This window comes from Sphaerisporangium sp. NPDC005289 (assembly GCF_040607455.1).
GTDB classification, from domain to species: Bacteria; Actinomycetota; Actinomycetes; order Streptosporangiales; family Streptosporangiaceae; genus Sphaerisporangium; species Sphaerisporangium rhizosphaerae.
The window spans coordinates 183,307-210,043 of the sequence record NZ_JBEXGS010000003.1 but is presented as its reverse complement, the minus strand read 5'-3'; the positions used below and the strand labels follow the sequence as shown (position 1 = coordinate 210,043).

Here is a 26,737-nt window from a genome sequence, read left to right as displayed (position 1 = left end):
GCGCTCCGGGCGGAGGTGTGCTCACGGCTCTCGTACCTGCCTTTCCAGGGTGTCCAGGTGGCCCGCCAGGGCGATGAGCCCGGCATCGTCGGCCGGTGTCGGACCGTACATCACCGAACGCACCCAGATCGCATCATGCCCGGTGCGCAGCGCGGTCGCGGCGACGATCTCGTCCGGCGCCGCCTCCCCGGACAGGCCCAGCCGCGGCACCAGGCGCGAGACGCAGGCGGCGCGCAGCGTGGCCGAGGCGCGGTCGCGGGCCCGGCGGGCGCGGTAGAGGCGGCCGCGGCCTTCGACGGTCTCGGCGGCGCGGACGACCACCGGCAGCCGCTCGACCACGACGGGCCCGAGGCGGCGGCCCCGCCAGAACGCCACCACCACGAGGGCGACGCCGAGCTGCACCACCGCCCACGGGACTCCGGGCGGGATGAGGTCGGCGGCGCTCGCCTTCCCCGAGCCGGGGACGGCCTGGGGCTCGTCCGGCGCGACCAGCCAGATCAGCACCGGCCGGTCGCCCGCGAGGTTCATCGCCAGCGCGGCGTTGCCGTCCTCGGCGAGCCGCCGGTCGGTCATGAAGGCGCCGTCGCCGACCACGGTCACCGACGGGTCGCCGGGCGTGTGCACCAGGCTCGCGCCGTCGGCGCCGGGATAGCAGCCGGTCGAGCCGCGGGGCACGGTGAACAGCGCGCCGCCCATGAAGGCGCTGCCCGCGCGGACGGCGGCGGGCAGCGCGCACCGGGGTTCGCGGGAACGCGAGCCGGTCTCGCCCGTGGAGCCGATGCCGGGGGCCAGCCGGTCGAGGTCGGACACCGGCCCGGCGATCAGCCGTTGCGCCCGCGTGCGCGACAGCCGGGACACCTCGTCGGCGCTCAGGAAGGAGGTGTCGGTCACCAGGACCCGGCTCGCGGGCCCGTCCAGGCGCACGACGTCGTCCACGGTGGAGACCCGCTCGACGCGGACGCCGCGCGCCCGCAGAAGCTGCGCGAGCGCCTTGCCGCCGGTCAGCGAGGCGTCGGCGGGGTCGAGCGGGCGCCCCTCGGTGGAGGTGCCGGTGAACAGCGCGGCGATGACGGCGACCAGCACCACCAGGACGCCGACGGCGACCATGCCACGGGCGCCGCGCCACAGGCCGCGCGCGGTGGGCGAGGTGGAGGCCGAGGTGGCCGTGCCGGGGCCGGCCGCGTGGTCGGGTGTGCGGCCGGGCGCGGTGAGGGTCATGAGGGCCTCGCCGTCGCGGCCAGGGCGGCGGGGCGGGCGGCCGCGACGCCGGCGTCGAGCTCGGCGACCGACCGGTAGCCCTCGGGGGTGCCCGGCGCCTGGCCGTAGGTGACGTCGTCGAACAGCCGCGCCGCGGCCGTCAGCGCGGGCGCGAGCGCGGTGAGTTCCCGCCCGGCCTCGGCGGCCAGCTCGTCGGCCGTGCGCCCGGCCTGCGGCGCCACGATGGCCCGGTCTTCCAGGTCGCGCGCGATCGCCCGCAGCCGTTCTTGGACGGCCTCGGCCCAGCGGGACTCGCCGGCGAGGCGTTCGGCCTCGGCGCGGTGCTCCTCGGCGGTGCGCGCCTTCGGCCCGAACAGGCCCTCGGCGGCGGCGCGGCGGGCCCCGGTGGCCCTGCGCGCCTGCCAGAGGAGCAGGGCGGCGAGCGCGACGACGACGAGCAGCACGGCGAGCAGCGCGAGCACGCCGCCGGGCACCCCTCCGGGCGCGCTGTCGAACAGGCCGTCGATGAACTCCTGGAACAGCCGGAACGCCCGCTCGATCAGCGACTCCTGCTGGTATTCGGGCTTGACGAGCTCTTCGACGGCCCTGCGGCGGGCCGCGTCGCGCCCGATGTCGTCCAGGGCCAGGCCGCGGACGAGAGCGAGGGCGAGGGCGGTCGCGGTCACGGCGCCGCGGGGGAGCCGGGGACGTGCGGGCCGGCGCCGCCCGCGGCGTGGGAGGGGTGCCACAGCTCGTCGGCGGTCGCGGGCACCCAGCCCAGGCGCTGCTGGTCGAGCGCGGCCGTCTGCAGGACCAGGTCGAACGCCTCGGCGCGCATGCGCAGGTCGGTGTAGAGCAGCCCGTTCACGCCCGCCTGCACGGGATAGGTGATCATCGAGCTGAGGATGCCGCCGACCGTGAGCAGGACCGTGGTGACCACCGTCGCGGCGACGGTGCCCTGCCCGCCGAAGGACACCACCAGGCTGACGATGGTGACCGGCAGCGACAGGATGTAGCCGAGCATGGCGACCAGGAGTTGCGTCAGTATCAGGATGCCGAGTACGCGCCAGAAACCGGTGCCGACCAGCCGCCACGACCGCCGCATCGCCTCGACGACCCCGCGCCGTTCGAGCACGACGGCCGCCGCCGCCAGCGAGAAGCGCGTGCTGACCGTCACGAGGTAGGCGATGTAACCCATGACGGAAAGGATCACCACGAGCGCGATGAGGGCGCCGGGGCCGTCGCCGGCGATGAGCAGGAACAGCAGCCCGCCGACGACGACCAGCGGCGCCAGCGCGATGAGGCCGGTGAGCAGGGCCAGCCCGAACAGGGCGGGCAGGCGTCCGCGGGTGAGCCGCCACGCCTCCCCGATGGTGATGCGCCCGCCGAACACCGCGCGCCCGAGCACCCGGGTGAGCATGCCCGTCAGTATGGTGACCAGGAAGAACTGGATGACCAGGGTCATCAGTGCGCCGCCGAACTGGGCGATGACGCCCCCCATGGGCAGCTCTCGCCCGGCCGCGAGCGTGTCGGGATCGGCGATGATCTCGCCGACGGAGCCGTAGTAGACGGCCTGGCCGATCGACAGCGGCAGTACGCCGATGGCCGCGGCGATCGCCGACAGGCCGAGCGTGGCCTTCGGGTTGGACCGGATCAGCTTGATCGTGCCGTCCAGGATGTCGCCGAGCGCGAGCGGGCGCAGCGGGATGATGCCCGGGCGCGGCGCCTGCGGCGGCGGGCGGAAGCCGTACTGGCCGCCGTAGCCGGGGCCCTGCCCGTGGGGACCGTATCCGCCGTATCCGCCGTACGGGCCGGGCGGGTAGGGCTGCCCTGGGGAGGGCGGCGCGTACGGCTGCCCCGGAGGCGGCGGGTAGGCCTGGCCCTGGGGCGGCGGGTAGGCCTGGCCCGGGGGCGGCGGCGGAGGGGACTGCTGCCCGTATCCGGGGCCCTGCGGCGGCGCGTCCTGCGGCGTCCCCCCGCCGGCCCGCCCAGGAGCCGTCTGCTCCGGCGGCGACTGCGGGGTGCCTCCAGCGGGCGCGCCCGGCTGTGCGGTGGCTGCCGCGGGCTCGTCGGACGGCGGGTTCGCCGCGCCAGGAGAGGTCCACGGCGCCTGCCCGGGAGGGACGTACGGCGGAGGCTGGTTCTGCGCCCAACCCGGGGGCGTGCCTGGCGCGGAGCCGTGACCGTCTGACATATCCCAATCCTGGCATGTCGCACGCCCGCTCGGGGTGCCCGGGCGATCGATCATGCGCCCGGATGGTGGAATACGACCGGCTTGGCGCAAACTTGTGCCAAGGCATGTCCGGTACGCGCCACGCCACGCCACGAGCCCATCGAGCCAGATCATTGGCGGGTTCAGTAACGTGAGCCTAAAATTCGGCTTTCGGTGGAGCTATTGTTCGGTCGTTTATCACCCGGCGGTGCGTCACAGGTAGCCTTCGGTCGGTCGTACGGCTTTCGCCTCCACCTCCATACTGCGCAGAACGAATGAGGGGCCATGAAAGGACGCGTGCTGGTCGTCGATGACGACGCCGCTCTCGCCGAGATGCTCGGCATTGTCCTTCGGGGGGAGGGCTTCGAGCCGTCGTTCGTCTCCGACGGCGACAAAGCGCTGGACGCGTTCCGCGACACCAGGCCTGACCTGGTGCTGCTCGACCTGATGCTGCCCGGCGCCGACGGCATCGACGTGTGCCGCCGCATCCGCGCCGAGTCCGGCGTGCCGATCGTCATGCTCACCGCCAAGAGCGACACCATCGACGTCGTCCTCGGGCTGGAGTCCGGCGCCGACGACTACATCGTCAAGCCGTTCAAGCCGAAGGAGCTCGTGGCCCGGGTGCGGGCCCGGCTGCGCCGCACCGACGAGCCGACGCCCGAGGTGCTGCAGATCGGCGACATAACGATCGACGTCGCCGGCCACTCGGTCAAGCGCGAAGACGAGACCGTCAACCTCACTCCGCTCGAGTTCGACCTGCTGGTCGCCCTGGCGCGCAAGCCGCGCCAGGTCTTCACCCGCGAGGTGCTGCTCGAGCAGGTCTGGGGCTACCGCCACGCGGCCGACACCCGCCTGGTCAACGTGCACGTGCAGCGACTCCGGGCCAAGATCGAGAAGGACCCGGAGCACCCCGAGATCGTCGTCACCGTCCGCGGCGTCGGCTACAAGGCCGGCCCGGCGTAGGCGGCGCCCGCCGCCACCCCGCGCCGTGACCCCTGGGACATCCGCATGGCCCTCCCCACCGCATCCTCCGGCGCCGCCCGCCCCGCGCAGGGCCGGCCCAGGCCGAAGAAGAAGATCCGGCGAACGCCGCGCCAGATAGTGCGCGGCGTCCGCCGGAGGGCCCGGCGCGCCGCGGGACGGACGCGCCGGATGTGGCGCCGCTCGCTGCAGCTCAGGGTCGTCACCAGCACGCTGCTCATCTCCATGACCGTCGTCGTGGTGGTCGCCTTCTTCCTGCTGCAGATGATCCAGACGGCCGTGCTCGACGGCCGCAAGCAGACGGCGATCGCCGAGGCCCAGGCCAACGTGACCACCGTGGCCGGCTACCTGGGCCAGCCCTCCGACACCACGGCCAAGCAGTCGGCCGCGGCCCAGAGCGACGACATCGACGGACCGTTCAAGACCCCGGTCGACCAGGCGGCCGAGGCGCTCGCCCGCCGGGCCGGCGCCCGCTACAGCGTCGTCATCCTCAGCGGCTACCACGTGGGGGAGGACCGCGGCACCAACAACATCGCCCTGAGAAGCGTCCCCCGCACGCTGCGCGACGCCGTGCGCAAGGCCCGCGGCGAGCCCCAGGGGCAGTACACCTCGATGTACTACCAGGGCGACCCGACGCCCACCCCCGCGCTGGCGATCGGGGCGATGGTGCCGAACGTCTACGGGGAGTACGAGGTCTACCACTTCTTCCCGCTGAGCGACGACGTCAGCACGCTGTCCCAGGTCCAGCGGTGGGTGATCCTGGCGAGCGTGGCGCTGGTGCTGCTGCTGGCCGCGGTCGCCTCGCTGGTCACCCGGCAGGTCGTCACCCCCGTCCGGCTCACCCGCCAGGCCGCCGAGCGCCTGGCCGCCGGCCGGCTGGAGGAGCGGCTGAAGGTGCGCGGGGAGGACGACCTGGCCCGCCTGGCCGCCTCCTTCAACGAGATGGCCTCCACGCTCGCGTTGAAGATCCACCAGCTCGAGGAGCTGTCGCAGGTGCAGCGGCAGTTCGTCTCCGACGTCTCGCACGAGCTGCGCACGCCGCTGACCACCGTCCGCATGGCGGCCGACCTGCTGTACGAGAGCCGCGAGGACTTCGACCCGGCCGCCGCGCGCTCGGCCGAGCTCATGCAGAACCAGCTCGAACGGTTCGAGTCGATGCTGGCCGACCTGCTGGAGATCAGCCGGTACGACGCGGGCGCGGCCACGCTCGACGTCGACTCGGTGGACATGCGCGACGTCGTGCTGAGGGCGGTCGGCGACTCCCAGCCGCTCGCCGAGCGCAAGGCGACCCGGCTGGACCTGCGGCTGCCGAACGAGCCGTGCATGGCCGAATGCGACAGCCGCAGGGTCGAGCGCATCCTGCGCAACCTGCTGTTCAACGCCATCGAGCACGGCGAGGGCCGCGACATCGTGGTCACCCTCGGCGCCGACCGCGACGCCGTGGCCGTGGCCGTGCGCGACCACGGCGTGGGGCTGAAGCCCGGCGAGGAGAACATGGTCTTCGACCGGTTCTGGCGCGCCGACCCCTCCCGGGCGCGCACCATCGGCGGCACCGGCCTCGGCCTGGCGATCTCCCGCGAGGACGCCATCCTGCACGGCGGCTGGCTGCAGGCGTGGGGCATCCCGGGCGAGGGGTCGCAGTTCCGGCTGTCGCTGCCCCGGCAGGCCGGGTCCGAGCTGCGCGGGTCGCCCCTTCCTCTGGTGCCGCCCGAGGTCGAGATGCGACGCACCTGGCGGGGCCAGGCCACGCCGGTGCTCTCCCCGGCCATCGAGGGGGCCTTCGATGCCGACTAGAGCCTTGCTACGGGGCCTCGCCCTGGCCGTGGTCGCCGTGCTGTCGGCCGCCTGCTCCACGGTGCCGACCGGGGGCAATCCCTTCGCGGTCCGCGGCGGGCGCGGGGGCGACGCGCTCAGCCAGCCCTACGTCCGCGTCCTCGCCGCGCCCCCGAAGCTCAAGGGGTCCCCTCTGGAGATCGTCGGCGGCTTCCTGGCCGCGGCGGCGAGCTTCGACGACCCGCTGCGCTCGGTGGCCCGGCAGTACCTCACCGGAGAGGCCCTGCGCGGCTGGGTCCCCTTCCACCCGATCACCATCTACGAGGGGTCCCTGGCCATGGACGACCCCAGAGTGGACATCCAGCAGGCCCGGGTGACGCTGAAGGGCACCGTCCTCGGCAGCCTCGACGGCGACGGGCACTACGTCCCGAGCGACGCCGCGGCGAGCGGTGAGACCGCCCGCGAGTTCACCCTGGTCAAGGTGCAGGGTGAGTGGCGCATCTCCTCGGCGCCTCCGGGGCTGTGGCTCACCCAGGACGACTTCAAACGGGCCTTCCGCTCCTTCGACCTGTACTTCCCGGCCTACCAGTCGGCCGGCCTGGTGGCCGACCAGGTGCGCGTGCCGATCAACCCCAGCGAGGGGCTGGCCAAGTCCCTGGTGCGCAAGCTGCTCATCGGCCCCACGGCGCCGCTCAGCGGTGCCGTGAACTCCGCGTTCAGGAAGAACGTCGACGTCAACGACGTGTTCGTCGAGAACGACACCGTCGTGGTCGACTTCACCTACGGCATCGTCGACTCCACGCTCTCGGAGATCAACCGCGAGGCGCTGTCGGCGCAGCTGGCTTGGACGCTCAAACCGCTCACCGAGTCGCGGCGCATCGAGGTGCGGGTCAACGGCGAGCAGTTCCCCAACGGGCCGTTCATCATCGACCCGCGCGACTACGACCGCTTCGACCCCGACGTGATCGCCCAGCCGCAGCCGTACTACCTGCAGCAGGGCAGGCTCCACCGGCTGGACAAGGACGACGACAACCCCACTGTGGTCGGCGTGGGGCAGGTCGGCACGCGGCAGTTCACCCATCTGGCGGTGTCCAACGACCAGGCGGTCAAGGTGGCCGCGCTCGAACGCGCCGGCGGGGCCTACGTCAGCGGCATCAACCCCGGCAGCCAGTGGGAGCGCTGGATCGAGGGCGCTCACCTGACCCCGCCGTCGTGGGACCGGTACGGCGATCTGTGGTCGGTCGTCCAGCAGGCCCCGCGCAAGGCGCAGGTGCTCAGGGCGCGCGACGCCACGCGGCAGATCCCGGTGAGCGCGCCGGGCCTCGAGACCAGCGACGTGACCGCCTTCCGCGTGGCGCGCGACGGCGCCAGAGTGGCGGTCATCGCCGACGACGGGCACGGCGAGCAGGTCCTGGTGGGCTCCGTCAACCGGAGCGAGTGGAAGATCCAGAACCTGCGTCCTCTGGTGCCCGCGAGCGAGGGCCAGCAGATCATCGACATCGCCTGGCGGGACGCCGACACGCTTCTGGTCCTGACGGCCGCCAAGGCCGACCGCGTGCTCAGCACGTGGTCGGTGACTCAGGGGGTGCGGCTGGAGTCGCCGAAGTCGGCCGCCGGCATCGAGAGCATCGCGGCGGCCCCCGACCCGGCCCTCATCATCGCCGGGACGGCCGGCGGCGAGATCCAGGTGTGGAACCCGCAGAAGACCCAGTGGACCACGGTGGTCAAGGACGGAGCCGATCCCCCCGCCTACCCCCTGGGCTGACCCGTGCACCGTCCACCTGGAGGACGGTGGTGTCACCCCGGTCGCCTGTGACCCGCGTGGCGTCGTCCACGGCGAGCGCACCGGTGGGCGATGGCCGTGTCACACCCCGGTCGCCTGTGACCCGCACGCACCGGCCTCAGGGGGAGCCTGTGGACGACGGGCGGGTCGCCCCGGTTCGTCCCGCTCGCCTGTGGACGGACGGGAGGCACGGGCCCGGACCGTCGGTGACGGGGCGCACGGTGGGGGCATGCTGACCGCCCTCCTCGATCTGATCTCGCTCCACCGCTGCGCCGGGTGCGACCGGTCCGGCGCCGCCGTCTGCGGCCCGTGCGCGGCCGATCTGCGCGGCGACCCCGTGCCGCGGCCGCCCGGCCCGCCGCCGCCCGGCCTGCCCGACTGCTGGTCGGCCGCCTGCTACGAGGGCCCGGTTCGCCGTGTCCTGCTCGCCTACAAAGAACGCGGGCGCACGGCGACGGCGCCGCTCCTGGCGAGCTGCCTGGTCTCCACCCTGCTCGCCGCGCTCGTGGCCCGCGGCCTCCCGCCGCGCGCGCCGCTCGTCCTGGTCCCGGTCCCGAGCGCGCGCCGGTCCGTGCGGCGGCGCGGGCACGACCCGGTGCGGCGGCTGGCCGTGCTGGCGGCGCGGGCGCTGCGGGCGCGGGGGCGGCCGGCCGCGGCGGTGCCCGCCCTCGCGCAGGCGCGGCGGGTGCGCGACCAGGCGGGCCTGAGCGCGCCCGAAAGGGCCGCCAATCTCGGCGGGGCTCTTCGTGTCCTGCCCGGGCGGAACCTCGCTCAGCGCCGCTCTCAGGGCCCACCGGACGGCGTGGTGGTCCTGCTGGACGACGTCGTCACCACCGGGGCCACGCTGGCCGAGGCGGCGCGGGCGCTGCGGGCGGCCGGGGTGGAGGTGGCGCTCGCCGTCACGGTGGCCGCCACGCCGCGTCGAACGCGACACGCCCGGATTCGAGAGAACTCAGAAGAATACGCGCGGTAATGGCAGAGGTAAATCATCGGCATGGCGCGGCGGTCACATGTTGCTGTCCCGGTCCCCGTCCCTCCCTGCTCAATCGACGCGAGAAGCCCTCACGGAACGGGTCCGAGCATGGTCAACGCCGGGTCGGCCCAAGGTCCGCGGCCGCCCAGCGGATCACTCACAGTGATCCTTTGGCCGAGCCCGCGGCTGACATTCGGCCCGGCAGGGACTAGCGTTCGAGCATGGCACCCGTTCGGGTCCGTGGTTGCGCCGGACCGACCCCCTTCGGGGGACCGGACTGGCTAGCCGATGCCAGCCGCAGGCGAAACGGCCCACGTAAGGCGACTCTTCGTCGACCGATCACGGTGCGGCTTAGAGGTAAGTCCTGCCTTCCCGGAGGTCCAGATGTCCTCCGCCAGAAGAGAAGGGCAGTAGTGGCACAGGCCGCGAACCCCTCAGCAGGCGGATGTGGGGACGAAGACCAGGTCGGCCGGGCGGGTGCCACTCCTTGCAGTCGAGACGAAGGGGGGCCTTTGAGTGGACATCATCGTCAAGGGACGGCACACCAGTGTGAGTGACCGGTTCCGCGATCATGTGACGACGAAACTGGCCAGGATCGAACGACTGGACAACAAGCTCATACGCGTCGATGTGGAGGTGTCCAAGGAAGCGAACGTGCGGGCGACCGAGCACCGCGAGCGGGTGGAGCTGACCATCCATTCCAAGGGACCGGCGATCAGGGCGGAAGCCTCCGCCGACGACCGGTTCGCGGCCCTCGACATCGCCCTCGGCAAGCTCGAGGGACGGCTCCGGCGCATCGCCGACCGCCGCAAGGTCCACCACGGCAACCACTGCCCCCCATCGGTGGCCGAACTGACCTCCGTCCTGGCCGACGCCTACGAGTCCCTGCCGCAACCGCTTCCACCCGAGCCCGTCGAGCACGCCGAGCCGTACGCCGCCGAGCCGGCCCGTGACGAGGACGGGTATCGCGAGCCCATCGTTCCGATCGAGATGGAAGGCGACGGGCCCCTCGTCGTCCGCGAGAAGTTCCACCAGGCCGACGCCATGACCATCGACCAGGCACTGCTGGAGATGGAGCTGGTCGGCCACGACTTCTACCTGTTCAGAGACAAGGAGTGCGGGCTTCCGAGCGTCGTGTACCGGCGTGTCGGATACGACTACGGCGTGTTGCGGCTCGTCGAACAGTAACCAACGCGTTCGATGATCCTCTCGACCACCCCCGCGCGCCGGGAAGCCGTGTAATGATGGCGGTCCCGAGGGCGCGGGAGCGTCGCGCGGTAGGGGTCGACCTACCGGCGCGACCGGCTCCCCACGAGGAGGAGGCGTGACGCAGACCGACGAAACGGCCGACCGTTCCGGGCGTCAGGAGCCGATCCGCGTGCTGATCGTTGACGATCACGCGCTGATCCGGCGGAGCCTTGAGCTGGCATTGGCCGCGGAGCCGGACATCGAGGTGGTCGGCGAGGCCGGCGACGGTCAGGAGGCGGTCGAGATCGCCGACCGCCTCCTGCCGGACGTCGTTCTCATGGACGTCCGGATGCCCCGGAAGAGCGGCATCGAGGCGACACGGGCGATCAAGGCGTCGGTGCCGAGCGCCCGCATCGTGATGCTCACCGTCAGCGACGAAGAGGAGGACCTCTTCGAGGCGATCAAGGCGGGGGCCACCGGCTACCTGCTCAAGGACGTGCAGATCGACGAGGTGCCCGACGCCGTGCGCGGCGTCCACGAGGGCCAGTCGCTCATCAACCCGGCGATGGCGGCCAAGCTGATCAGCGAGTTCGCCAACATGAGCCGCAAGGAGGCCGAGCGCCCTCCGCAGCTGCCGGTGCCCCGGCTGACCGATCGTGAGATGGAAGTGCTGCGGCTGGTCGCCAAGGGCATGAACAACCGCGAGATCGCCAAGCAGCTGTTCATCTCCGAGAACACCGTCAAGAACCACGTCCGCAACATCCTGGAGAAACTCCAGCTCCACTCCCGCATGGAAGCCGTCGTCTACGCCGTCAGGGAACGCCTCCTCGAGATCACCTGACCCACGCGGGCGGCGCGGGCGTAACGCACCGTCGCCCACAGGCGCGCGTCAGGAACCGTCGCCCACAAGCGGGCGTCACGCACGTCCGCCCATGGGCGGACGTCAGGAACCGTCGCCCACAGGCGGGCGGCGCAGGGCGGCCTCCAGGGGAGCGGCGAGGTCGGGGCTGCCGACGCGCTCGACGCGGACGTCGTCGCACCCGACCCAGGCGGCGGCCTCCCACAGGGCCTGGCTCATCGCCTCGACGGCGGCGGCGCGGGCCGCGCCGCCGCGGGCCGGCCCGGCCTCGAACCCCACCTGACGTGCCACGAAGGTCGAGCCGTCGCGCGCGGGGTCCACCCGGCCGATGAGCCGGCCGCCGGCCAGCACCGGCATCGTGAAGTAGCCGTGCACCCGCTTGTCCTTGGGGACGTAGGCCTCCAGCCGGTGGGTGAAGCCGAAGACCCGCTCGGTGCGGGCGCGGTCCCAGACCAGGGAGTCGAACGGCGAGAGCGGCGTGGTGCGGTGGCGGCCGCGCGGCGCGGTGGCGAGCGCGGCCGGGTCGGCCCAGGCGTTGGCCGCCGGACGCGCGGCCCCGGCCGCCCCGCGGACGGCGCCGCGGGGAGTTCCCCAGCCGTCGACGTAAACCGGGACCAGGCCGGCGCCGCCGCCGAGGAGCGCCTCGTCCAGCAGGGCCCCCTGTGCCCCGCGGACGCGGATGAAGTCGGCGAGGTCGGCGCGGGTGGCCACCCCGAGGGCGCGCCCGGCGTGACCGGCCAGCCCCTGGACGCACTCGGCGTCGCTGAGCTCGCGGCCGAGGAGCGCCGGAGGAACGACGCGCTCGGCGACGTCGTAGACGCGGCGCCAGCCGACCCGGCGGGTGCACACGACCTCGCCGATGTCGAGCAGGAACTCCACGGCGATCTTGACGTCGGACCAGTCCCACCAGGGGCCGCCGTTCTTGGCGCCGCCGAGGTCGGTGGTGGTCACCGGCCCCTCGTTTCTGACCTGCTCGAGCACCTTGTCGATGGTCGGCGGCACCTCGTGCCAGCGATAGCGCCGCTCGCGGTAGGCGCGGCGGCGGAAGGCGTACAGCGGCCAGTCGTCGATGGGCACGACGCACGCGGCGTGGCACCAGTATTCGAAGGCGGTGGCGGGCTCGTGCCAGTATGCCCGCTCGACCGCGGCCCGGCCGACGGCGCCCAGCCGCGCGTACGCCACCAGCTCGTGGGAGCGGGCCAGGACCGAGATGGTGTCGAGCTGCACGGCGGCGAGGCGGCGCAACATGGCCGTGACCCCGCCCCGGCGGGAGTCGGCCCCGAGGAACCCCTGGGCGCGCAGGATGGCGCGGCGGGCCTCGTCGGCGGACAGGTCGAGCACGGGGGCGGGGATACCGTTCGGCATGTGTCGATGGTAGGGCGAGCCACCGACGAAACGGCTATGCCGGTGTCGTCCCGGGACGACGAGGGATCAGGCGCGCTCTCCGTGGTGCTCGAACGGGGAGTGGTGCTCCTGCACCGCGATCTCGCGCGGGGCGTCCTCGATGACGTCGGAGAAGATGTCGAAGATGAGGGCGAGGATGCCGCCGATCACGATGACCGCTCCGCCGCCGACCCAGAACAGCAGCCAGTTGGGGCCCATCACGAGGGCGATGCCGCCGATGGTGAAGCCCAGCAGGATCACGGTCACCGCGAGCCATGACGACGCACGCCCGGCGTGCGACTGGCCGCTGTGTGGTTTCGCCGGTGCGCTCTCGGCCATCCCGACTCCTTGTTGTTCTCGTCGATGTGCGTTGCCGCCGGGGGGCCGCCCCGTGGCAAAGATTCCCTGCCCGTACCATCGAACGATATCCAACCTCACCGGCCGTGCCGCAGGCCGTACCCCGTCAGCCGCCGGTATGAGACGGTCTGGAACTTCCTGTTCCCCGACAGCGTCATTGACGATGGCTGTGTCCGGTGGTGAAACCGCCTACCATGGCTGTGGGGAACCATGTCTCGTCCTCATGTCCGCAGCCGTCGGGCCGCGGTACAGACCTGCGAGGAGCTTTACTCAAAGTGCCAGCCTTTCTCGACAAGATCCTTCGCGCCGGCGAGGGCAAGGTCCTGCGTAAGCTGAAGCGGATCTCCGAGCAGGTCAACTCCATCGAGTCCGACTTCACCGGCCTGAGCGACGCCGAGCTGCGCGCGCTGACCGACGAGTTCAAGCAGCGCCACGCCGACGGCGAGTCCCTCGACGATCTGCTTCCCGAGGCGTTCGCCGCCGTGCGCGAGGCGGCCCGCAGGGTCCTCGGCCAGCGCCACTTCGACGTGCAGATCATGGGCGGCGCCGCGCTGCACCTCGGCAACATCGCCGAGATGCGCACCGGTGAGGGCAAGACCCTCACCTGTACGCTGCCGTCCTACCTCAACGCCATCAGCGGCAAGGGCGTGCACGTCGTCACCGTCAACGACTACCTGGCCAAGCGCGACGCCGACAACATGGGGCGCGTCCACCGCTTCCTCGGCCTGGAGGTCGGCGTCATCCTCGCCAACATGGCGCCCGACGAGCGCCGCCGGCAGTACAACGCCGACATCACCTACGGCACCAACAACGAGTTCGGCTTCGACTACCTGCGCGACAACATGGCCTGGTCGCTCGAAGAGTGCGTCCAGCGCGGCCACAACTACGCCATCGTCGACGAGGTCGACTCCATCCTCATCGACGAGGCCCGCACGCCGCTGATCATCTCCGGTCCCGGCGAGCAGTCCGGCAAGTGGTACGCCGAGTTCGCCAAGATCGTCCCCCGCCTCCGCCGCGGCGTCGAGGGCAAAGAGGGCGAAGAGAGCACCGGCGACTACATCGTCGACGAGAAGAAGCGCACGGTCGGCGTCCTTGAGGCCGGTGTCGAAAGGGTCGAAGACTGGCTTGGCATCGACAACCTCTACAAGCCCGAGCACACCCACCTCGTCGGCTTCCTCAACAACGCCATCAAGGCCAAAGAGCTCTACAAGAAGGACAAGGACTACATCGTCGTCGACGGCGAGGTCCTGATCGTGGACGAGTTCACCGGTCGCGTCCTGCACGGCCGCCGCTACAACGAGGGCATGCACCAGGCCATCGAGGCCAAGGAGGCCGTGAAGGTCAAGGACGAGAACCAGACCCTCGCCACCGTCACCCTGCAGAACTACTTCCGCCTGTACGGCAAGCTCGCCGGCATGACCGGCACGGCGGCGACCGAGGCCAACGAGTTCCACCAGACCTACAAACTGGGCGTCATCCCGATCCCGACCAACCGGCCCATGGTCCGCAGAGACCAGGCCGACGTGGTCTACAAGACCGAGGACGCCAAGTTCAACGCCTGTGTGCAGGACATCAAGGAGCGCTACGAGAAGGGCCAGCCGGTCCTGGTCGGCACCACCTCGGTCGAGAAGTCCGAGAAGCTCTCCAAGGCGCTCAAGCGGGCCGGCGTCGCCCACGAGGTGCTCAACGCCAAGAACCACGCCCGTGAGGCCACGATCATCGCCGAGGCGGGCCGCAAGCACGCCGTGACCGTCGCCACCAACATGGCCGGCCGCGGCACCGACATCATGCTGGGCGGCAACCCCGAGTTCCGCGCCGACATCGAGCTGCAGCAGCGCGGCCTGTCCCCCTCCGAGACCCCGGAGGAGTACGAGAAGGTCTGGCCCGAGGCGCTCGAGAAGGCCAAGGAGGCCGTCAAGACCGAGCACGAGGAGGTCACCGAGCTCGGTGGCCTGTACGTCCTCGGCACCGAGCGCCACGAGTCGCGCCGCATCGACAACCAGCTGCGCGGCCGTTCCGGCCGTCAGGGCGACCCCGGCGAGTCGCGGTTCTACCTGTCCCTCGAGGACGACCTCATGCGGCTGTTCAACTCCGCCCGTGTCGAGATGATCATGACGCGGCTGAACATTCCCGAGGACGTCCCGATCGAGTCGGGCATCGTCTCCAAGGCCATCGCCTCCGCCCAGCACCAGGTCGAGCAGCAGAACTTCGAGATCCGCAAGGACGTTCTGAAGTACGACGAGGTCATGAACCGCCAGCGCAAGGTGATCTACGCCGAGCGCCACCGGGTGCTTGAGGGCGCCGACCTGCACGAGCAGGTCCGCGAGTTCATCACCGAGGTCGTCGACGGGTACGTCCAGGCGGCCACCGCCGAGGGCTTCGCCGAAGAGTGGGACCTGGACAAGCTCTGGAAGGCGTTCCAGCAGCTCTACCCGATCTCGGTCACGGTCGAAGAGCTCATCGAGGAGGCCGGCGGCGAGCGCGAGGGCCTGACGGCCGACCTCATCCGCGAGCGGATCAAGGCCGACGCCCTCGCGGCGTACGACCGGCGCGAGGAGGAGCTCGGCGCCGAGACCATGCGCGAGGTTGAGCGGCGGGTCATCCTGTCGGTCCTCGACCGCAAGTGGCGCGAGCACCTCTACGAGATGGACTACCTGCGCGACGGCATCGCGCTGCGCGCCTACGCCCAGCGCGACCCGGTGATCGAATACCAGCGCGAGGGCTTCGACATGTTCGCGGCCATGCTGGACGGCATCAAGGAGGAGTCGGTCGGCTTCCTGTTCAACCTCGAGATCGAGGTGCAGGACAACCCGATCGTCGAGGAGGCCGCCCCGCAGGACGCCAACGTCTCGGAGGCGCAGGCGATCATCTCCAAGGCGCTGCGCCGCCCTCAGCGTCCCACCGAGATGATCTACAGCGCGCCGGGCGAGAGCGGCGACGCGGAGCAGACCCGCGTGCGCACCACCGCCGAGGAGCGCGCCGCCTACGGCAACGTCGAGCGCAACGCGCCCTGCCCCTGCGGCTCGGGCAAGAAGTACAAGCGCTGCCACGGCGACCCGAAGAACGCCACCGCCTGAGGCTCGCCCGCGCACGCAACAGCGCTCGACGGCCCCGCGACCTGCCCGGTCGCGGGGCCGTCGGCGTCATCAGGGGGTCTCGAACGGCGTCTCAGGCGGTTCGGAACGGCGTCTCAGGCGATCCGGCGGCGTCTCAGACTCGGTGGCGTCTCAGGCGGTCTCGAAGTCGGTGACCAGCCACTTTCCGCCGCACCGCTCCAGACGCAGCGCGAGCACGTGGCTGCGTTCCCCGCAGTGCACCAGCAGGCACGCCTCGACGGCCCCGTCCTGCGGCCGCTTGACGTGCGGCAACGCGACCAGCGGCGGCCGTCTGGTGCGGATCATCGTCCCCGCGCGCACCAGGTCGGCGTAGGCCCTGCCGGTCAGGCGGTCGGCGACGGTCGCGGGCGGGCGCCGTCCGGCCAGGATCTCGGCCATCGCCTGCCCGATGCCGCGCAGCTCCCGGAGGTCGGGGGGCGGAGCGACCGGCAGGCGCGGCAGCCGGCCGCCGGGGCGGGCGGGCGTGCCGGCGGGCCCGGCGGGTGAGTCGGCGGAGCGGGTGAGCGTGTCGGCGGGCTGGACGGGCGTGTCGGCGGAGCGGGTGAGCGTGTCGGCCGGCTGGACCGGCTGGGCGGGCTGGGCGGGAGTGTCGGCGGGACGGGGGGACGGCTCGGCGCGGGCCGGGGCCTCCCAGGGCCGGTCGTAGGCGAGGGCGAGGGCTCCCTGTGTGGGAGGCGGCGGCACGTGGCCGGTCTCGCGTTCGTCGTCGTAGGGCGGGTCGGCCGGCGGCACGGGTCGCAACCGGGGCAGCGGGACCGCGCGGGAGGGGCCGGCGGGCCGCGTTCCGCCGCGCGAGGGCGCGACGGGGCGGGAGGGCTCGGGAGAGCGGGGCATCGGGACTCCGGTGAGGTCGGGAAGTGACGCTCTAAGGAGTTTTCGGCCGGTCGCGCTGATACCGGGGCCGCCGGTTGGGCTGCCAACTTGCCGCTTCGGCGCTGGGGTTCGCGCCGCTTGCCCCGCGATGACGGTATGGCGGCACGGTTCCCGGGCGCGCCGACGCGCTATTCGGCCGTCCCGCCGCTCGCCCGTCCATCGTCCGAAACGCCGCCGTCCGGAACACGGCCTGAGACGGGGCCGTCCGGAACAGGGCTGGAGACGGGGGAGGACGAGGCCGGAGCAGCGGAGGAGACGTGGCCGGAGGAGGGGGGAACGACGGGGGCCGGAGCGACGGAAGCGGGGGCGCGCCCGCCCGGCGGTCCCGTGACCTCCCCGGCGTCGAGGTCCGGCTCGGGTTCCCGCCCCGGGGTCATGATGTTCAGCCGTCTGATCAGGAAGGCGAAGACGGTGTAGTACACGACCGCGTAGACCACGCCGAGCAGCATGATCTTCCAGAACCCGTCGGTGTTGGACTTGGTGGCGTTGAGCGCGGCGTCGATGGCGCCGGCCGAGAAGGTGAAGCCGAGATGCCCGTCCATCGCGGCGACCAGCGCCATCGACAGCCCCGTGAGCAGGGCGTGGATCACGAACAGCAGCGGGGCGACGAAGATGAAGGCGAACTCGATCGGCTCGGTGATCCCGGTGACGAACGCGACCAGCGCCGCCGAGATCATGATGCCGCCGACGGAGCGGCGGCGGTGCGGCGGTGCGGCCCGCCAGATGGCGATCGCGGCGGCGGGCAGGCCGAACATGATGACCGGGAAGAACCCGGCCATGAACTCGCCCGACCCCGGGTTGCCCTGCAGGTAGCAGGTGAGGTCGCCGGCGAACTGCTTGCCCGCCACGGTGCAGTCGGGCACCTGGAACCACACGATCGAGTTCAGGAAGTGGTGCAGCCCGAGCGGGATGAGCAGCCGGTTGGCCACCCCGTAGATGCCCGCGCCCGCCGTCGAGTGGTCCACGAGCCACTGGCCGAAGGCGGTCATGCCCTGGCCGACCGGCTGCCAGACCAGCCCGAACACCACGCCGAGCAGCAGCGCGGCGAAGGCGGTGACGATCGGGACGAACCGCCGGCCGCCGAAGAACGCCAGCCAGGTGGGCAGTTTGATGCGGTGGTAGCGCTGGTAGAGCAGCGCCGCGGTGATCCCGATGACGATGCCGCCGAGCACGCCGGTCGGGTTGCCCGCCGCCAGGTCGATCGTCTCCACGGCCCGCCCGTCGGCCTGGACGACGGTCTGGGTGACCCTGTCGTGCACGGCGAAGCCGGAGGCGTCGAAGAACAGCAGGCGGGAGACCCGGTCGAAGACCAGGTAGCCGACGAGCGCGGCCAGCGCCGTGGAACCGTCGGAGCGGCGGGCGAACCCGACGGCCACACCGATGGCGAACAACAGGGGGAGGTTGTCGAACAGCACGTCGCCCGCGCCGCCCACCACCTCGGCGATCTTGTCCAGGACGGCGTTGTCGGTGCGTCCGAGCAGGTCGTCCTGCCCGAGCCGCAGCAGCAGGCCCGCGGCGGGCAGCGCGGCGATGGGCAGCATGAGGGAGCGGCCGATGCGCGACAGGACCGCCATGACGGCCGACCGCCGTGAGGGCGCGCGGGAGGCGTCGGGGGCCGGCGCGCGGGAGGTGTCCGGGACGGGCGCGCGGGAGGTGTCCGGGACGGGCGGGGTGGCGTCGGCCGAAGTGGGGCCCATCGGCTCTCCTCCAGGACTCGAGAAGGGAGGCTCAGCCTCGCCGCGTCGGTATCTCCAGCACCGTGCGGAGCTGGTACCGGTCGGCACGGTAGGTCGAGACCCCGAACTCGACGCAGACGCCGCCGGAGAAGGAGCGCCGCTGGAGCAGCAGCACGGCCCCGCCTCGTGGCAGCTTGAGCAGGTCGGCGTCGCCGGGGTCGGCGATGCCGCCGTCGATGGTCAGCTCGCCCGCGTCCAGCACCACCCCGTGGCGCGTCTCCAGCAGCGCGTAGAGCGAGCGGCCCGACAGGTCGAACGACTCCAGGTCGGGCGCGAAGGACACCGGGATGTGCGCCCGTTCGATGCACAGCGGTTCCCCGTCCGCCGTGCGCAGCCGCTCGATGAAGTGCACGGCCTCGCCCGGCTGGATGCCGAGTTCGCGTGCCAGGTGGGCGCTGGCCCGGACCACCCGCCGGTCCAGGTCGCGCGAGCCGGGTTCCATGCCGCGCGCTCGCATGTCGTCGCTGAACGAGGTGAGCCGCAGCGCCATCTCGATCTTGGGACGGGCCACGAAGGTGCCCTTTCCCGCGACGCGGTGCAGCCGCCCCTCGGACACCAGGTGGTCGACCGCCTGGCGTACAGTCATGCGTGACAGGCCGAAACGCTGGCAGAGCTCCCTTTCGGAGGGGATCGCCGCGCCGATGGTGAGCTCGTTGCCCTCGATGAGGTCGAGGAGGATCTCGCGAAGCTGGAAGTACTTCGGCACCGGGCTGTCGGGGTCGATCTGGGCCACCGCTTTTCCCTCCTCTCGATCTCCGCATGGGTTTGAGTTAAGGTTTGTGCTGGTCTAGTCCGGACTAGACCACATGCCAGAAAAGAGTGTCAACGTACGGACCGGCGACGGATCGATAACGGCCCGATCTCGCCCTCCAGAGCCGAAGGACGGGCACCGATGACCACGATGATGCGCCGCGAGATAGCCGAGCAGCCGGCCGCGCTGCGAGCCACGCTCGACGCCCTGCTGCCGAGGATCGGCGAGGTGAAGGCCCTGGCCGGGCAGACCCGCCAGCTCGTCTTCATCGCCAGGGGCACCTCCGACAACGCCGCCGTCTACGGCCGCTACCTCATCGAGGCGCGCGCCGGCCGGATGTCCTCCCTCGCCGCCCCGTCCATCGCCACGACCTACAAGCGCAAGCTCGACCTCACCGGCGTGCTCGCCGTCGCGCTGTCCCAGTCGGGCAAGACCGAGGAGATCGTCGAGACCCTCGCCTGGGCCAAGGACTGCGGCGCCGGCACCGTCGCGATCACCAACGGCGGCGAGCACTCGCCGCTCGCCCAGACCGCCCACCTGGCGCTGTGCACCCAGGCCGGCGAGGAGAAGGCCGTCCCGGCCACCAAGACCTACACCACCCAGCTCGCGGCGCTGGCCGTGCTCGCCCTCGGCCTCGGGGCCGAGGTCGACGCCGACGACCTCCAGCGCGTCCCCGACGCCGTCGAGCGGCTGATCGCCGACCCCGGCGACGTCGACACCGTGGTCGAGGGGCTTGCCGAGGTGTCCGGCGTCGTGGTGTCGGGCCGCGGCATGGCGTTCTCGACCGCCCTTGAGACCGCGCTGAAGCTCAAGGAGGCCTGCTACCTGCACGCCATGGGCCTGTCCTACGCAGACCTGCTGCACGGCCCGATCGCGGTGGTGGACGAGAAGACCCCCGCGCTGCTGGTCGCCGCCGACGAGGGCCCCACGCTGCCCGGCACCGTCGCCCTGGCCCGCCGGGTCACCGGCGCAGGCGCGTCCGCGTACGGCGTGGGCGGCGGAGCCGAGCTGGCCAAGGCGTCCACGGCGGCCCTCAACGGCCCCGCGCTGCCCGAGTGGGTGGCCCCGATGGGCCTCATCGTCCCCGGGCAGATCCTGACCGAGGCCCTCGCCCGCCGCCGGGGCATCGACCCCGACTCTCCTCGCGGCCTCAACAAGGTGACGCAGACGGAATAGCGCCGCTAGCGTTGCCTGAGGTTGAACGAGGAGGACGGACATGGCGGCAGACGCCAACGCGATCATCGCCGGGCTCGGCGGCGTCGGCAACATCATCGAGATAGAGCCGTGCATCACCCGTCTACGCACCGAGGTGCGCGACGCCTCCAAGGTCGACCACGCGGCCCTGCGGGCGGCCGGCGTCCACGGGGTCATGGCGGCGGGCAACGTCGTCCAGGTCGTGGTGGGCCCCGACGCCGACACGATCGCCTCCGACATCGACGATCTCATCGAGTGAGCCGCGCGGCCGGCGGGAGTGCCATGACGACCGTTCTCGCCCCGGTGGCGGGGCATGTCGTGGGACTGGCCGCCGTGCCCGATCCGGTGTTCTCCGAAGGGCTCGTGGGGCCGGGCACGGCGATCGACCCGGCCAGGCGGGCGGGGGAGGCGCTCGCCCCCATCGGAGGGCTCATCCTCAAGCTCCATCCGCACGCCTACGTGATAGCCGGCGAGGACGGCCGGGCGGTGCTCGTCCACCTGGGCATCGACACGGTGCTGCTCAAGGGCGAGGGGTTCCGGCTCCTCGCCGGGGAGGGCGAGCGGGTGCGCGCCGGCCGGCCGGTCGTCGCCTGGGACCCGGCGGCGGTCGCGGCCGGGGGAATGTCCCCGGTCTGCCCGGTCGTGGCGCTGGACGCCCCTCCCGGCGTGGTCGTCCCGCTCCGGACCGACGGCGCGGTGCTCGCGGGTGAGGAGCTGTTCCGATGGCGCTAGTCCCCTCGCCTCAGGTGACCAGGTACGCTCATGCCGCCTGCCACCGGCCGGGGGGCGGGTAGGAGACTGGTGAGACGGCGACGCCGTCGACGTCCGTTGCCGAACCGCTCACACCAGATCTGCCCGGTGTTAGCTGGCCGTTCTCGGAGATAGCCCCTATCTCGGAATAACGTGCTAGCCGCACTGCTTGTCACCGGGTGGTCTGGACCGCCCCGGACGGAAAGAGGAGGAACCGTGGCCGAGCGTAAGGTCATCGTGGAGTCAGCGGTGGGTCTGCACGCCCGCCCGGCGGCGACGTTCGTGCAGACCGCGGCCAAGGCCCCCATCGACATCACCGTGGGGAAGCCGGGCCGTACGCCCGTCAGCGCCAAGAGCATCCTTTCGATCCTGGCGCTGGACGTCAGGAACGGCGAGGTCATCGTCATCCAGGCCGACGGGGACGGCGCCGAGAAGGTGCTCGACGAGCTCGTCGCGATCGTGTCGGTGCCTTGACGGCCGGCTGCGGAGCCTGACGATGGAGAGGTTGACGGGAACCGGGGTCAGCCCCGGGGTGGGCCACGGCCCGGCCTATCTCATGGGCGCCGCCGTCCCCGAGCCGCCGGCCGGGTCACGGCACGGCGGCGACGTGGTGGCCGAGGTGGCGCGGGCGGAGGCCGCCGTGGAGCGCGTGGCCGCCGACCTGTCGGCGCGCGGCGAGGCCGCGGGCGGCGAGGCGCGGGACGTGCTCGCCGCGCAGGCCATGATCGCGCGAGACCCCGTGCTGTCCAGCGAGGTCGCCGACCTCATCAACGCCGGCACGGCCGCCGAGCGGGCCGTGTACGAGGCGTTCATGCGCTACCACGACATGCTCGCCGAGATCGGCGGCTACCTCGGCGAGCGGGCGGCCGATCTGGCCGACATCCGCGACCGGGTGATCGCCGAACTGGCCGGCCTGCGGACGGGCGGCCTGCCAGAGAAGGGCGACACACCGTACGTGCTGGTCGCCCGCGATCTCGCGCCCGCCGACACCGCGCTGCTGACCAAGGACGTCGTCGCCGCCTTCGTCACCGAGCAGGGCGGCCCCACCAGCCACACGGCCATCCTCGCGCGCGCCATGGGCGTGCCCGCCGTCGTGGCCTGCGCCGGGGCGACCGCCATCGTCAACCAGACGCTCGTCCTGGTCGACGGCGCGACCGGCACGGTCGGCCTGGTGCCCTCCGAGGAGGAGGTCGCCGCGGCGGTCGAGGCCGCGCGCACCCGCGACTCGGCGGTGGCGGCGGTCACCGGTCCTGGCGCGACCGCCGACGGCCGCCCGGTGGCCCTGCTGGCCAACATCGGCGGGCCGCGCGACATCGAGACGGCCCTGGAGCACGGCGCCGAGGGCGTCGGGCTGTACCGCACCGAGTTCCTGTTCCTGGACCGCGACACCGCGCCCTCGGAGGAGGAGCAGGAGGCGGCCTACCGCGAGGTCATCTCCGCCTTCCCCGGCAAGCCGGTGGTGGTGCGCGTGCTGGACGCGGGGGCGGACAAGCCGCTGGGGTTCCTGCCGCCCACCGAGAAGGAGCCCAATCCCGCTCTGGGCGCGCGCGGCATCCGCATCATGCGCATATTTCCCGACATCCTGGCCGGGCAGCTGCGGGCCCTCGCCCGCGCCGCCGAGGGGGAGTCCGCCCACGTCCAGGTCATGGCGCCGATGGTGGCGACGCCCGAGGAGGCCGCCTGGTTCGTGGCGGCGTGCCGCGCGGCGGGGCTGCGCTCCTCCGGGGTCATGGTCGAGGTCCCGGCCGCCGCGCTCCGCGCGGCCGACCTCGCTCCCGGCGTCGACTTCTTCTCCATCGGCACCAACGACCTCGCGCAGTACGCCTTCGGGGCCGACCGCGAGGTGAGCGCCCTGGCCGGCTTCCAGGACCCCTGGCAGCCGGTCCTGCTCGACCTGGTGGCGATGACCGCCTCGGCGGGCGTTCCCTGCGGGGTCTGCGGCGAGGCGGGCGCCGATCCCGCGCTCGCGTGCGTGCTGGTCGGCCTCGGCGTCGGCTCGCTGTCCATGGCCGCGCCCGCCCTTCCCTGGGTGCGCGCCGCGCTGTCGCGCCACACCTTCGACCAGTGCCGCGCCGCCGCCGTCGCCGCGCGCGCCGAGACCACCCCGGACGCCGCCAGAGCCGCCGCCCGCGCCCACCTGCCCGCCCTCCCCGACCTCGGCCTCTGAGCACCCCGCCAGCCCTGCCGCCGTGCGCGCCTGGAGCATCCCGGACGCCGCCAGGGTGGCCGCCCGCGCCCATCTGCCCGCCCTCCCCGACCTCGGCCTCTGAGCACCCCGCCAGCCCTGCCGCCGTGCGCGCCTGGAGCGCCCCGGACGCCGCCAGGGTGGCCGCCCGCGCCCATCTGCCCGCCCTCCCTGACCCTCGGCCTCTGAGCACCCCGCCAGCCCTGCCGCCGTGCGCACCGCCCCTTGGCGGCGCCTCGTCGCCAGGACCGGGCCTGCGGCGAGTCGTCCACACCGAGTCCGGGGCGGCGACGGTGGGTCGCTCCTGTGCGGTGACCACATCGGTTCACCGGGCGCGGCTCTCCACTCCGGCCATGTGCTGGAGTGATCGGCGCCGCGTCGGCGGGTCGTGGTACGGCGATGCCGGCGCCCGCTACGGCGCCCGGCCCGGTCAACGTTCGCAGGCAGCCCACAATGTGGTGTCGAGGGTGGGCGGCGGCGGGTTGTCCACAGGCTGAGTCCGGGCGGGCGGCGGCGCGGATACGGTGGGGGACATGGCTGTACCTTCCCCCGCAGCGGTGCTCGTGCTGGTCGCGACGATGACGGCCGGTTGCGCCGCCACCTCCGCCACGAGCGGCGAGACGCCTTCACGCACGAACGCCGCCCCGTCCGGCGTCGCCACCACCAGCGCCCCGGCCTCCGCCGGCGCCTCGCCGGCGGCGTCCCCGAGCGGCGCGTCCCCCGGCCCCGAGGCGGCCTCGCGGCTGGCGAAGATGAGCCTTGAGGAGAAGGTCGGCCAGCTGTTCATGCCCGTCCTCTACGGTCCGCGGGCCGAGGGCGCGCACGGCGAGAACCAGGCGAGGTTCGGCGTCGGCAGTCCCGCCGCGGCCGTCAGGAAGTACCACCCGGGCGGCGTCATCCTGTTCCCCTGGGCGGGCAACGTCGGCGACGCCCGCCAGCTCGCCGCGCTCACCCGCGGCCTGCAGAAGGCCGCCAAGGTCCCCCTGCTCATCGGCGTCGACCAGGAGAACGGCGTCGTCTCGCGGCTGGGCTCGATCGTGACCGACGTGCCGGGCAGCATGGCCATCGGCGCCACGCGCGACCCGGCCGCCGCCCGGTCGGCCGCCCGGGTGACCGGTGAGGAGCTGCGCGCCCTCGGCATCAACCTCGACTTCGCGCCGGTCGCCGACGTCAACGTCAACCCGGCCAACCCGGTCATCGGCGCCCGCTCGTTCGGCTCCGACCCCAAGCGGGTCTCTGCCATGGTCGGCGCCGCCGTCGAGGGGTTCCACGACGCCGGCGTGGGCAGCGCCGCCAAGCACTTCCCCGGGCACGGCGACACCCGGGTCGACAGCCACAGCGGCCTGCCGGTCATCCAGCACACCCGCTCCCAGTGGCAGCGGCTGGACGCGCCTCCGTTCAAGGAGGCCGTCCGCCGCGGCGTCGACATCGTGATGTCCGCCCATGTCGTGATGCCCAAGCTCGACCCCTCCGGCGACCCCGCCACCCTGTCCAAACCAATCCTGACCGGCCTGCTCCGCGACGAGCTCGGGTTCGACGGCGTGGTCAGCACCGACGCCCTCGACATGCAGGGCGTGCGTGAGAAGTACGGCGACGCCGAGGTGGCCGTCCGCGCCGTCCTGGCCGGCGTCGACCTGCTGCTCATGCCGCCGAACTTCCGTAAGGCCTACGACGCGGTGCTCGGGGCCGTGAAGTCGGGCCGCATCTCCCGCGAGCGGCTCGACCGATCGGTCACCCGGCTGCTGACGCTCAAGGCCGCCCGGGGCATCCTCGACGGCTCGCAGACCGACCCCGGTGGCGACGACCAGGCCGTGCGGTCCAAGGCGCACCGCACCACAGCCCAGCGCATCGCCGATCGTTCCGTGACGCCGGTCAAGGGCGCCAAAAGCCTCCCGGTCAAGGGTCACGTCCTGGTCACCGGTCCCGCCGGGCGCCGCCTGGCGGGCATGCTCGACGGCGCGTCGGCCGCGCCCACCGGCGACACCCCGACGTCGTCGCAGATCGCGAGCGCCCGGTCGGCCGCCGCGCGGGCCGACACGGTCGTGGTCACCACGCGCGACGCCGGGCCGGCGCAGGCGAGCCTGGTCTCGGCGATGGGCGGCACCGGCAAGAAGGTCGTCGTGGTGTCGATGGGCGCCCCGTACGAGCTGGCACGGCTGCGCGGGTACGACGCGGCCCTCGCCGTCTATTCCGACGGCGACGCCTCGCTCAGAGCCGCCGCCAAGGCGCTCACCGGCGCCCTCACCCCCAAGGGCACCCTCCCGGTCGCCCTGCGAGTCCCGTAGCCCTCTCAGACGCGGCGGGTACGGGCGGGGCTGGGATGGAGGGCCCCGGCAGTGGTTTCGGGCGTTGCTCGGCTTACCCTGAAAGGCCCGGCAGGGACATGAGGGAGTGAACATGGTGAAAGGCGTACTCATCGACTGGGGTGGTGTGCTGACCACCGGCCTCCACGAGGCGATCGCCGAGTGGCTCGACGCGGACGGCATCGACGCCGAGCACTACCGGGAACTCATGAAAGAGCTCATCCGGCACGCCTACGAGCAGGGCGCCGCCATCGGCGAGAACCCGATCCACGCGCTGGAGCGGGGAGAGGTCGACATCGCGACGTTCGAGCGCGACCTGGCGGCCCGCCTGGTGACGCTGCACGGCGTGCCGCCGGTCGCCGAGGGCCTGCTCACCCGCATGTTCGCCGGGTTCCGGCCGGTGCAGCCGATGTACGACATGCTGCGCGCCGCCCGGGAGGCCGGCCTGGCCACCTGCCTGGTCTCCAACTCCTGGGGCAACCATTACACGCGGGACGGCTGGGAGCACTACTTCGACCAGGTCGTCATCTCCGGCGAGGTCGGCATGCGCAAGCCCGAGCCGCGCATCTTCCACCACGCCCTCGGCCTGGTGGGGCTGCGCCCGCAGGAGTGCGTGTTCATCGACGACATCGAGGCCAACATCCACGCCGCCCGGGCCCTCGGCCTCGTCGGCCTGCACCACCGCGACGCCGACACCACCATCACCACCCTGGAAACCCTCTGCGAGCTGACCCTCCGCCCGTCCCCGCCTCCCACCACGAGCGCACCCGTCTGACCTGCGACCTCCTCGGATGCACCGAGCGCCACCGAGCCATCCCACGAGCGCACTTGTCCGGCGCGTTTTCAGGGCTCTTCACCGTTTCTCGGTGGACGCGGTCAATGGGCGCCATGTCCCCCGGCGCCGCGCCGGGCGGCCCTAGGCTTACGGTGACCGTGCGAATTCGGCGAGGAGTTCATCGGTGTCCGCTGGTGCGTTGGTGTCATCCTCCGAACACCTCCGGGGACGGCCCGGAAGGTACCGCGTACCGGCCCGCCCGGGCACGCCGTCCGCGGCGGTCGACGGCCGGTGACCATGAACAGGCGCCACGGGCCCGTCCGCTCGCACAAGCCCGCGCAGCCGGGG

Annotated in this window: 22 protein-coding genes; 14 read left to right on the top strand and 8 right to left on the bottom strand. The window is 72.5% G+C overall.

From position 1 onward, the window contains the following. Positions 1-21: 21 nt before the first annotated feature. The 3 genes from ABZT47_RS06595 to ABZT47_RS06585 are packed head-to-tail and all read right to left on the bottom strand — an operon-like array spanning position 22 to position 3,391. Positions 22-1,218 carry a DUF4350 domain-containing protein gene (locus tag ABZT47_RS06595; protein WP_354836942.1) on the bottom strand — a complete coding sequence of 399 codons (1,197 nt, stop codon included), beginning with the start codon at positions 1,216-1,218 and terminating at the stop codon, positions 22-24. Beyond that, a complete protein-coding gene (locus ABZT47_RS06590) occupies positions 1,215-1,883 on the bottom strand; it encodes a DUF4129 domain-containing protein (protein WP_354836940.1) in 669 nt (222 codons plus the stop codon). Before ABZT47_RS06590 ends, ABZT47_RS06595 begins: the two co-directional genes overlap by 4 nt. Further along, a complete protein-coding gene (locus ABZT47_RS06585; protein WP_354836938.1) occupies positions 1,880-3,391 on the bottom strand; it encodes a hypothetical protein in 1,512 nt (503 codons plus the stop codon). Before ABZT47_RS06585 ends, ABZT47_RS06590 begins: the two co-directional genes overlap by 4 nt. A 303-nt stretch (positions 3,392-3,694) precedes the next feature. Here ABZT47_RS06585 and mtrA point away from each other — a divergent pair, with 303 nt between their 5' ends. The 6 genes from mtrA (at position 3,695) to ABZT47_RS06555 (ending at position 10,948) form a co-directional block, all read left to right on the top strand. Continuing rightward, a complete protein-coding gene (gene mtrA, locus ABZT47_RS06580) occupies positions 3,695-4,372 on the top strand; it encodes an MtrAB system response regulator MtrA (protein WP_214408661.1) in 678 nt (225 codons plus the stop codon). 45 nt (positions 4,373-4,417) lie between these two features. Further along, positions 4,418-6,184, top strand: coding sequence for an MtrAB system histidine kinase MtrB (gene mtrB / locus ABZT47_RS06575; RefSeq protein WP_354836934.1), 1,767 nt, complete (start codon positions 4,418-4,420; stop codon positions 6,182-6,184). Then, positions 6,174-7,928 carry an LpqB family beta-propeller domain-containing protein gene (locus tag ABZT47_RS06570; protein WP_354836931.1) on the top strand — a complete coding sequence of 585 codons (1,755 nt, stop codon included), beginning with the start codon at positions 6,174-6,176 and terminating at the stop codon, positions 7,926-7,928. The genes mtrB and ABZT47_RS06570 overlap by 11 nt, the downstream gene beginning before the upstream one ends. Before the next feature lie 247 nt (positions 7,929-8,175). Then, positions 8,176-8,919, top strand: a complete 744-nt coding sequence (locus ABZT47_RS06565; protein WP_354836928.1) for a phosphoribosyltransferase family protein — start codon at positions 8,176-8,178, stop codon at positions 8,917-8,919. A gap of 516 nt (positions 8,920-9,435) precedes the next feature. Then, entirely contained in the window at positions 9,436-10,107 is a 672-nt protein-coding gene (raiA, locus tag ABZT47_RS06560; RefSeq protein WP_354836926.1) for a ribosome-associated translation inhibitor RaiA, read from the top strand. Positions 10,108-10,243: 136 nt separating this feature from the next. Further along, positions 10,244-10,948: a response regulator transcription factor gene (locus ABZT47_RS06555; RefSeq protein WP_354836924.1), complete on the top strand. Its 705-nt coding sequence runs from the start codon at positions 10,244-10,246 to the stop codon at positions 10,946-10,948. Between the two features lie 102 nt (positions 10,949-11,050). Here the strand turns inward: ABZT47_RS06555 and ABZT47_RS06550 are convergent, their stop codons facing one another. Further along, positions 11,051-12,331 (bottom strand): crosslink repair DNA glycosylase YcaQ family protein, encoded by a 1,281-nt coding sequence (locus tag ABZT47_RS06550; protein ID WP_354836922.1) that lies wholly within the window; start codon positions 12,329-12,331, stop codon positions 11,051-11,053. A gap of 66 nt (positions 12,332-12,397) precedes the next feature. Continuing rightward, positions 12,398-12,688 (bottom strand): HGxxPAAW family protein, encoded by a 291-nt coding sequence (locus ABZT47_RS06545; protein ID WP_354836919.1) that lies wholly within the window; start codon positions 12,686-12,688, stop codon positions 12,398-12,400. Positions 12,689-12,981: 293 nt separating this feature from the next. Between ABZT47_RS06545 and secA the strand changes: the two genes are divergently transcribed. Further along, positions 12,982-15,783 (top strand): preprotein translocase subunit SecA, encoded by a 2,802-nt coding sequence (secA, locus tag ABZT47_RS06540; protein WP_354836917.1) that lies wholly within the window; start codon positions 12,982-12,984, stop codon positions 15,781-15,783. A gap of 150 nt (positions 15,784-15,933) precedes the next feature. Here the strand turns inward: secA and ABZT47_RS06535 are convergent, their stop codons facing one another. The 3 genes from ABZT47_RS06535 to ABZT47_RS06525 all read right to left on the bottom strand — a co-directional run bounded on the left by ABZT47_RS06535 (position 15,934) and on the right by ABZT47_RS06525 (position 19,164). After that, a complete protein-coding gene (locus ABZT47_RS06535; RefSeq protein WP_354836915.1) occupies positions 15,934-16,656 on the bottom strand; it encodes an Rv3235 family protein in 723 nt (240 codons plus the stop codon). A 167-nt stretch (positions 16,657-16,823) separates the two neighbouring features. After that, positions 16,824-18,392, bottom strand: a complete 1,569-nt coding sequence (locus tag ABZT47_RS06530) for a PTS transporter subunit EIIC (protein WP_354836913.1) — start codon at positions 18,390-18,392, stop codon at positions 16,824-16,826. A gap of 31 nt (positions 18,393-18,423) precedes the next feature. Beyond that, positions 18,424-19,164: a GntR family transcriptional regulator gene (locus tag ABZT47_RS06525; RefSeq protein WP_354836911.1), complete on the bottom strand. Its 741-nt coding sequence runs from the start codon at positions 19,162-19,164 to the stop codon at positions 18,424-18,426. 159 nt (positions 19,165-19,323) lie between these two features. On the opposite strand from ABZT47_RS06525, the gene ABZT47_RS06520 reads away from it, so the two are divergent. The 7 genes from ABZT47_RS06520 (at position 19,324) to ABZT47_RS06490 (ending at position 26,389) form a co-directional block, all read left to right on the top strand. Beyond that, positions 19,324-20,358, top strand: a complete 1,035-nt coding sequence (locus tag ABZT47_RS06520; RefSeq protein ID WP_354836909.1) for an SIS domain-containing protein — start codon at positions 19,324-19,326, stop codon at positions 20,356-20,358. Between the two features lie 40 nt (positions 20,359-20,398). Then, positions 20,399-20,635, top strand: a complete 237-nt coding sequence (locus ABZT47_RS06515; RefSeq protein ID WP_354836907.1) for a PTS glucose/sucrose transporter subunit IIB — start codon at positions 20,399-20,401, stop codon at positions 20,633-20,635. A 23-nt stretch (positions 20,636-20,658) separates the two neighbouring features. Next, a complete protein-coding gene (locus tag ABZT47_RS06510; protein ID WP_354836905.1) occupies positions 20,659-21,108 on the top strand; it encodes a PTS glucose transporter subunit IIA in 450 nt (149 codons plus the stop codon). A gap of 234 nt (positions 21,109-21,342) precedes the next feature. Beyond that, positions 21,343-21,600, top strand: coding sequence for an HPr family phosphocarrier protein (locus ABZT47_RS06505; protein WP_354836903.1), 258 nt, complete (start codon positions 21,343-21,345; stop codon positions 21,598-21,600). A 22-nt stretch (positions 21,601-21,622) separates the two neighbouring features. Beyond that, complete coding sequence (ptsP, locus tag ABZT47_RS06500) at positions 21,623-23,293, top strand: phosphoenolpyruvate--protein phosphotransferase (protein ID WP_354836901.1); 1,671 nt, start codon at positions 21,623-21,625, stop codon at positions 23,291-23,293. A 551-nt stretch (positions 23,294-23,844) separates the two neighbouring features. Further along, positions 23,845-25,596, top strand: coding sequence for a glycoside hydrolase family 3 N-terminal domain-containing protein (locus ABZT47_RS06495; RefSeq protein WP_354836899.1), 1,752 nt, complete (start codon positions 23,845-23,847; stop codon positions 25,594-25,596). A gap of 112 nt (positions 25,597-25,708) precedes the next feature. Further along, the gene (locus tag ABZT47_RS06490; RefSeq protein ID WP_354836897.1) at positions 25,709-26,389 is read left to right on the top strand and encodes an HAD family phosphatase; all 681 of its coding nucleotides are present in this window, start codon (positions 25,709-25,711) and stop codon (positions 26,387-26,389) included. Positions 26,390-26,737 lie beyond the last annotated feature (348 nt).